This window comes from Arthrobacter sp. HMWF013 (assembly GCF_003061105.1).
Lineage (GTDB): Bacteria > Actinomycetota > Actinomycetes > Actinomycetales > Micrococcaceae > Arthrobacter.
Window position 1 is genome coordinate 1 of record NZ_QAIQ01000440.1, and the last position, 7084, is coordinate 7084.

The following is a 7084-nucleotide window of genomic DNA, read 5'->3' on the forward strand; positions in this document are numbered from 1 at the left end:
GTCCGCACGTGCGGGCATGTTGCTGGAGCTTCTGGCAGTGTGCTGGGACCTGGGCGACCATTCGGTAATTCCCCTGGTCCAATCCGTCGCCGGGAACGTTGAAGGACGCTGGGCAGCGGCCGTGCTGACCCTCGCCCGCCATTGGGAGTCCGCGGATGCCGACGCCCTGATGGACACCGCCGCAAACCTGGAAACCTCCGGATTCGTGAATCTGGCCAGGGAAGCCTACGCCCGCGCGAGCTCCGTCCTCGAGAACTCGGGGGAACGCCGCAGGGCACGCCAGGCTGTGGCCCTGCGGGAGAAATGCGATCACGAACTCGGCGAGCGGTTCCGCGAGGGCCAGTTCATCGCGGCAGCTCCCGCCGTGCATCTCACCCGGCGGGAGCAGGACATCGTGGAGCTTGCGGTCCAGGGACTGACTGACCGCGAGATCGCCCAGCGGCTTATGGTGTCGGTGCGGACTGTGGAGGGCCACCTGTACCGTACCTACGTCAAACTCGGGGTACGGAGCCGCGACGAACTGGCTACCGCGCTGCCGCGGTAAGTCCGGCTCCTCCCTGCGCTGACATATACGGCCACGCCCCCTCTGCTCCCGTTGTGCCGCCGGGCCTGCCCCGCGGCAGCTGATGCGCGTTGTAGGGACTCTTGAATCGAGGCCCAGCGCCGTCAGGACCGGGCCCCGCGCCACCGCCAGGGAACCGTAGGGGAGCCAAGTATTGGCAGTTACGAAATACGCGTATCAGCAGCGCGTAACCCGGAGGACCGGAGCGTAGAAGTCGAGTACCGCCTACTCGTGTTACGGGTGCCCGGAAAGGCTTAACTAGGAGAGGCAGAAAGATACGGCGGCAAACACCGGTCGGACTGCCACCAGACTTTCCAGGTCTCGTCTTGAGAATGACTTCCGGCTTATAGGCCGGACATAGACGGGGCCGGCGACGTCAGAGTCTTCTGAGACCGAGGCTCTCCCCCCAGCCGTCGCCGGCCCTCCTCTCCGCGGGTCGAAGCCCGGAGCTGCTGTGGCGGTTGGCCCTCGGACCGCCGCCACAGTGGTGCTGTGGGACAATTGAGTGTCAATCCATTGGCATCTCAAGGAGTTAGCTTTGGCCTTAGTATCAACGCCTGCCACGCTGGAACGCGCCGTGCCGGCCATGGATAATGCCGAAGTCCTCAGGATTCGAAACGACTTCCCGGTTCTGGGCCAGCACGTCAACGGACAGCAGCTGGTCTACCTGGACTCCGGTGCCACATCCCAGAACCCGCTCAGTGTGATCGAAGCTGAGCAGGAGTTCTACGAACAGCGCAACGCCGCCGTGCACCGCGGCGCTCACCACCTCGCCGTGGAAGCCACCGAAGTTTTCGAGGACGCCCGCCAGACCCTTGCGGACTTCATTGGGGCGGACTACGCCGAGACAGTGTGGACCTCGAACGCCACCGAGGGCCTTAACCTCATCAGCTATGCGCTGTCCAACGCCACCTTGTGGTCGGCGCAGGGCAGGGGGGACGCACGGCTCAGGGAACTCGCCGTCGGCCCCGGGGACCAGATCGTGGTCACCGAAATGGAGCATCACGCCAACCTGATTCCGTGGCAGGAGCTGGCCTTCCGCACGGGCGCCACCCTCCGCTACATCCCCATCGACGACGCCGGCTCCCTGCGGCTCGACGTCGCGGCCGAAATTCTCAGCAGCAGGACCAAAGTCCTGGCTTTTACCCACGCCTCCAATGTCCTTGGAACCATCAACCCTGTGAAGGAGTTGGTGGCATTGGGCCGCAAGGCCGGGGCGTTGGTGGTCCTGGATGCGTGCCAGTCCGCGCCCCACCTGCCGTTGGACGTCAAGGACCTGGACGTTGACTTCGCCGTGTTCTCGGGCCACAAAATGCTGGCGCCCACCGGGATCGGCGTCCTGTATGGCAAACAGGACATCCTGGACACGCTGCCGCCGTTCCTTACCGGGGGTTCCATGATCACCACCGTGACCATGGAACGGGCAGAGTACCTGCCGGCTCCCCAGCGCTTCGAGGCCGGCACCCAGCGGATTTCCCAGGCCGTTGCCCTGGCGGCTGCTGCCAACTACCTCACGGAGACCGGCCTGGACCGTGTGCACCGCTGGGAAGCTGAGCTTGGCCAGCGCATGGTTGCCGGGCTGGAAGCCCTTCCGGGGATCCGGGTCCTGGGGCCCGCTGCCGGACAGGAAAGAATCGGGCTGGCAGCGTTCGACGTCGAGGGTGTGCACGCGCACGACGTCGGCCAGTTCCTTGATTCGCGGGGCATCGCCGTCCGCGTGGGCCACCACTGCGCCCAGCCGCTGCACCGGCGCCTGGGCCTCACCGCCACCACACGGGCCAGCGCCTATCTCTACAACACCACCGACGACGTCGATGCGTTCCTCGATGCCGTGGCAGGCGTCCGCTCCTACTTCCGCGTCTAGCGCGCCCCACCGAAAGATGTGTCCATGAGTCTTGACCAGCTGTACCAGCAGATCATCCTTGACCATTCCAAGGCCCGCCACGGCAGCGGCCTGGCCGGGACTGAGGCGCCCCTGGGAGCCTCGACGGGCCAGTCGCACCAGCTCAACCCGGTGTGCGGCGATGAGGTCACCGTCCGGGTCGCTGTGGAAGACGGCAAGGTGGCACAGATTTCCTGGGACGGGGCGGGATGCTCCATTTCCATGGCATCGGCGTCGGTCCTCAGCGAGCTGGCCGAGGGCCTCAGCGTTGCCGAGCTGCACGGGATCATCGACAGTTTCCGCGAGGTCCTCCGCTCACGCGGCAAGGTCCACGCCGATCCTGAAATCCTGGGCGACGCCGCCGCCTTCGAGGGCGTGGCCCGTTACGCCGCACGCGTCAAGTGCGCCATGATCTCCTGGGTCGCCGCCGAAGACGCCGTGAACCAGGCGGCAGCCTGAGGCAGCCTGCGCCCTCAGCCAGTTGGAGCCATAAGCCGGCCTGAGCCTTGCGCCAGCGAGCCGCCCCTCATCGAGGGGTGAGATGTCGGCCCTAAGCGCGTATCAGAACGCCGGGATCCAGCCACCCGATGGCGTGGGCTGGGGAACGTCGGCTGACGGGTAAGGCGACGCCGGCCGGGGCGGCTTAGGCCTTGTGCTCGAAGACATCCGGGACGCCGTCGCCGTCGGCGTCCCTGCGCTCGACTTCTTCGACCGTCCGGTAATGCCGGTTCCGCAGCCGAAGCACCACCGTTGCCAGCAGTGCAGCAGCCAGTGAACCTGTCAGGATGGCCACCTTCGCATGGTCGTCATGCGGTGAGCCGGGGCCGAAGCTGAGCTCGGCTACCAGCAACGACACCGTGAAGCCCACGCCTGCCAGCAGTGCAAGGCCGGCCACATCAACCCACGCGAGGCTGTCGTCGAGCTTTGCCCTGGTGGTCTTCGTGAGCACGTAGGTGGTGCCGAAGATGCCAACAGTCTTGCCGATGACCAGGGCGGCCACGATGCCCACAGCAACGGAATCGGTCAGCGCTGAGCGGATCCCGTCAAACCCCCCGAGGGCAACGCCGGCGGAGAAGAAGGCAAACACCGGGACGGCGAAACCTGCTGACAGCGGGCGCAGGCGGTGCTCGAAGGATTCGGCCATTCCGGCGCCGGATTCGCCGCGCTTCCTGGACGCCAGGACCGGCACGGCGAAGCCGAGCAGTACGCCCGCCACAGTGGCATGGATCCCGGAGGCATGGACCAGCGCCCAGGTAGCGAAGGCGAGCGGAAGCAGGAGATACCAGCTGCGGATGCGTTTCTGGACGAGAAAAGTAAACAGGCCCAGCGGGAGCAGGGCGGCCAGCAGGAAGAGCGGCTGCAGGCCGGAGGAGTAGAAGAACGCGATGATGCCGATCGCCAGGAGGTCATCCACCACGGCCAGGGTGAGCAGGAAGGTGCGGAGGGCGGCGGGCAAGTGGCTGTTGATGACAGCAAGCACCGCCAGCGCGAAGGCAATGTCGGTAGCCGTGGGGATGGCCCAGCCCCGCAGGCTTTCGGCGCCCTGGTTGAGGTTGACCAGGGTGTAGATGATGGCGGGAACAGCCACTCCGCCCACCGCAGCAGCCACCGGCACCACCGCCTTGGACATGGTCCGGAGCTCCCCGGAGACGAACTCGCGTTTAAGTTCAAGCCCGGCGATGAAGAAGAAGATGGCCAGGAGCCCGTCAGAGGCCCAATGTCCCAACGACAGCTGGAGGTGCCACGGCTCGTAGCCGATCTTCAGGTCACGAAGGGCAAAATACCCGTCGGCGGCCGCGGAATTGGCCCAGATGAGGGCAATGGCGGTGGCCATGAGGAGCAGTGCCCCGCCCACGGTCTCGAGCCTCAGGATCTCGGAGATCCTGAGGTACTCCGGGTAACTGGATCGGCTAAGAACCCTGGCAGCAGGGGAAGGACGGGAAGGGCGCTTGGCCATAACGGCTCCTGGGGAACTGAGGGGTCGGCAAAATTGTTGCCGACCAGACTTCCCGGCGCACCTTTGACCAGTCTAGCCGAGCAGGCCCATAACTCCGATTACCGCGGTGGCAGCCCCCAACACCATCGAGATGCTGACCAGCACCACGTGGACCGTGAGGAACTTCGTGGCCTTGCCGGCAGCGTCCCTGGCGCGGGGATCCTTCATCACACGCTTCAGGAACTGCGGCCACACCACCAGGGACCAGACGCCGGCCAGGATCAGGACCCAGGCAGCGAAGAGCGGGAGCTGCATCGCCTTAGTGGCTTTCGAGCCAGGCCTGGGCCTGCTGGGACTGCAGGTTCAAGGCCTTGGCAACCATGGGCTCAGCGGCGGCCGCGATCTTGCCGCCCAGGAACGGCACCGAGGAGGTGACGTTTCCTTCCAAATCGATCCGGGTGCTGCCGCCCTCCGCAACAAGGCGCTGGACTGCGGAGACATCCACAGGGGCGCCTGCGATCTTCAGCGAGATGTTGCTTTGGCGTGAGCCGTCAGCCGACGGGGCGTCCCAGTTCTCCACCTGGGTCACCGTGAGGCTCTCACCCACGAACTTGCGGGCAATTTCCGGCAGGCGCGTGGTGGGCAGGGTCCGGACGGAGGTGGTGCTGAAGGCGCCTGCCACGTCACCGGTCACCGCGAAGGACTCCAGGGTCCCGCCCACAAGCTCACTGGTGTGTCGCTGGAAATCCTCGTTCACCAGGACAGCTGCAACGCTGTCGACGGCGTGCGGAAGGGTAGTGGTTGCACTCAGTGCCATGAATCCTCCAGTGATTCTTCAGTGTCAGAACGCTTTTTGCTCCCCACATCCTACGGGGCGGCAGGAAGGTTCTCAGAACCGGTGTCTGCCTGCGCGAGCTTCTGGGCGGCTGCGGTGATGTTCCGGGACATCGCCGGGAAGATGAGGCTGTGGAAGGGAAGTACGGCAAGCCAGTACAGCTTGCCGCTGAGGCCTTTGGGGAAGAAAATGGCGCGCTGGCGGTACAGGCTGCCGTTGCCGTCCGGTTCCACCGCGAGCTCCAGCCATGCCCGTCCGGGAGCACGCATCTCGGCCCGCAGCCGGAGCAGCTTCCCACGCTCGATCCGCTCCACCCGCCACCAGTCCACCACTTCTCCGACAGCCAGGTTGCCGGGATGGCGGCGGCCGCGCAGCAGGCCTGCCCCGCCGGTGAGCTTGTCCAGCCAGCCGCGGACCTGCCAGGCCAGCGGGAGGGAATACCAGCCGTTGCGGCCGCCGATCCCTTCGATGATGGTCCATACATGGGCAGGATCAACGTCCCCGTGGAAGGTGCGCTCATCCACGTAGACCTTGTGTCCGGCCCAGTCCGGGTCGCTGGGCAGCGGATCGGCATCGGCGCCGGCATTGGCCCAGGTGGTCTCCACCTGTCCATCGCGTTCCTTGCCCAGCGCCAGGGCGACGGCGGTCCGGTAACTGGTCAGGCCGCCGTCGGGCCGGGGGATGTACTGGTCGATGTCGTGTTCGCCGGAAACGGCGTCGTCCTGGAGCGACTGGACCAAGGGGAGCGACATGGACAGCGGGATGGGCGTGGTCAGTGCCACCCACATGCCCGCAAGCTTGGGCGCTGGGATGGGCAGCGCCAGCACCACGCGGTACGGCAGACCTGCCTCGGCGGCGTACTCCTTCATCATGCCGGCGTAGGTGAGCACCTGCCGGCAGCCGATATCGAACGTGCGGTTGATATGGCCTTCAAGGGAGGCGGCGCCCACGAGGTAATGGAGCACATCCCGGACGGCAATGGCTTCGATCCTGTTGCGGACCCAGCTGGGTGCCGGCATGAAGGGGAGTGTCTCGGCGAGGTGCCTGATCATCTCGAAGGACGCTGAACCGGAACCGATCACCACGCCGGCCTGGAAGACGATCGCATCCACCGGGCTGTCAAGGAAGACCTTGCCTACCGTCTCCCGGGAACGCATGTGGGTGGACAGTTTCGCATTGGCCGGATGAAGGCCGCCCATATACACAATGCGGCTGGTACCGGCGTCCGCGGCCGCTTTGGCGACGGTCTCCGCCATCGCCTTCTCCTTGGCCTCGAAACCGGCGCCGGCAGCCATGGAATGGACCAGGTAATACAGGACGTCGACGCCGGCGAGCCCCTCGCGCAGTGCCTCTCCGTCGTCGAGGCTGCTCTGGATCACTTCCACCTTCGCCAGCCACGGGACCCCCGAGATTTTATCGGGGGACCGGACCAGGACCTTGACGCGGTGCCCGGCCTCCAGGAGTTTGGGCACCAGCCGTCCGCCGATGTAGCCGGTGGCCCCGGTGACCAGGACGGTCTTGGCTGCGGCGCGCGCTGATGACTCGGATGTGCCCGTCATGAAGACTCCTTCTTCTCACTTTGCCATTCGTAGCCGCGGGGCGTCCGGATGGCCGTGGGTCCTGAAAGCTTAGTCTGGCGCGTCGCGCGGTAGGCTGGGAATACCCGGGATTCTTGCGAATTTCGGGTTTTCGTGTTGCCTGCTTTTCTCCGAACACCACAGGAGCTTCCGCCATGAGCCTCACCGGCCCGTCCCATCACGGCCCGTCACTCGACGGACTGCGCCGCGTCCTCGCCGGAGACCAGACCTTCGCCCGCGTCCGGGCCGAGGCCGGCCGGGGGTTCGACATCCGGGGCCAGGACTACCAGAT

Annotated in this window: 7 protein-coding genes; 3 read left to right on the forward strand and 4 right to left on the reverse strand. The window is 65.8% G+C overall.

What is annotated here, in order from left to right; genetic code table 11:
• From DBR22_RS15855 to sufU, 3 genes are all read left to right on the forward strand, one after another.
• Positions 1–544, forward strand: a 544-nt coding sequence (locus DBR22_RS15855; RefSeq protein WP_219928131.1) for a helix-turn-helix transcriptional regulator, incomplete at its 5' end; no start/stop codon positions are given.
• A gap of 556 nt (positions 545–1100) precedes the next feature.
• A complete protein-coding gene (locus DBR22_RS15860) occupies positions 1101–2426 on the forward strand; it encodes a SufS family cysteine desulfurase (protein WP_108599811.1) in 1326 nt (441 codons plus the stop codon).
• A 24-nt stretch (positions 2427–2450) separates the two neighbouring features.
• On the forward strand, positions 2451–2903 hold the full coding sequence (sufU, locus tag DBR22_RS15865) for a Fe-S cluster assembly sulfur transfer protein SufU (RefSeq protein ID WP_108599812.1): 453 nt from the start codon (positions 2451–2453) through the stop codon (positions 2901–2903).
• A 184-nt stretch (positions 2904–3087) separates the two neighbouring features.
• On the opposite strand, the gene nhaA is transcribed toward sufU, so the two are convergent.
• From nhaA to DBR22_RS15885, 4 genes are all read right to left on the reverse strand, one after another.
• Positions 3088–4401: a Na+/H+ antiporter NhaA gene (nhaA, locus tag DBR22_RS15870; RefSeq protein WP_108599813.1), complete on the reverse strand. Its 1314-nt coding sequence runs from the start codon at positions 4399–4401 to the stop codon at positions 3088–3090.
• A gap of 72 nt (positions 4402–4473) precedes the next feature.
• Positions 4474–4695, reverse strand: a complete 222-nt coding sequence (locus DBR22_RS15875; RefSeq protein WP_108599814.1) for an SCO4848 family membrane protein — start codon at positions 4693–4695, stop codon at positions 4474–4476.
• 4 nt (positions 4696–4699) lie between these two features.
• Positions 4700–5197, reverse strand: coding sequence for a DUF2505 domain-containing protein (locus DBR22_RS15880; RefSeq protein WP_108599815.1), 498 nt, complete (start codon positions 5195–5197; stop codon positions 4700–4702).
• A 50-nt stretch (positions 5198–5247) separates the two neighbouring features.
• The gene (locus tag DBR22_RS15885; protein WP_108599816.1) at positions 5248–6774 is read right to left on the reverse strand and encodes an SDR family oxidoreductase; all 1527 of its coding nucleotides are present in this window, start codon (positions 6772–6774) and stop codon (positions 5248–5250) included.
• Between the last annotated feature and the right edge of the window lie 310 nt (positions 6775–7084).

Excerpts from the sequence above, each read along its gene's own strand:
- sufU (WP_108599812.1), top strand. The coding sequence starts at position 2,451 with ATGAGTCTTGACCAGCTGTACCAGCAGATCATCCTTGACCATTCCAAG.
- nhaA (WP_108599813.1), bottom strand. The coding sequence starts at position 4,401 with ATGGCCAAGCGCCCTTCCCGTCCTTCCCCTGCTGCCAGGGTTCTTAGC.
- DBR22_RS15875 (WP_108599814.1), bottom strand. The coding sequence starts at position 4,695 with ATGCAGCTCCCGCTCTTCGCTGCCTGGGTCCTGATCCTGGCCGGCGTC.
- DBR22_RS15880 (WP_108599815.1), bottom strand. The coding sequence starts at position 5,197 with ATGGCACTGAGTGCAACCACTACCCTTCCGCACGCCGTCGACAGCGTT.
- DBR22_RS15885 (WP_108599816.1), bottom strand. The coding sequence starts at position 6,774 with ATGACGGGCACATCCGAGTCATCAGCGCGCGCCGCAGCCAAGACCGTC.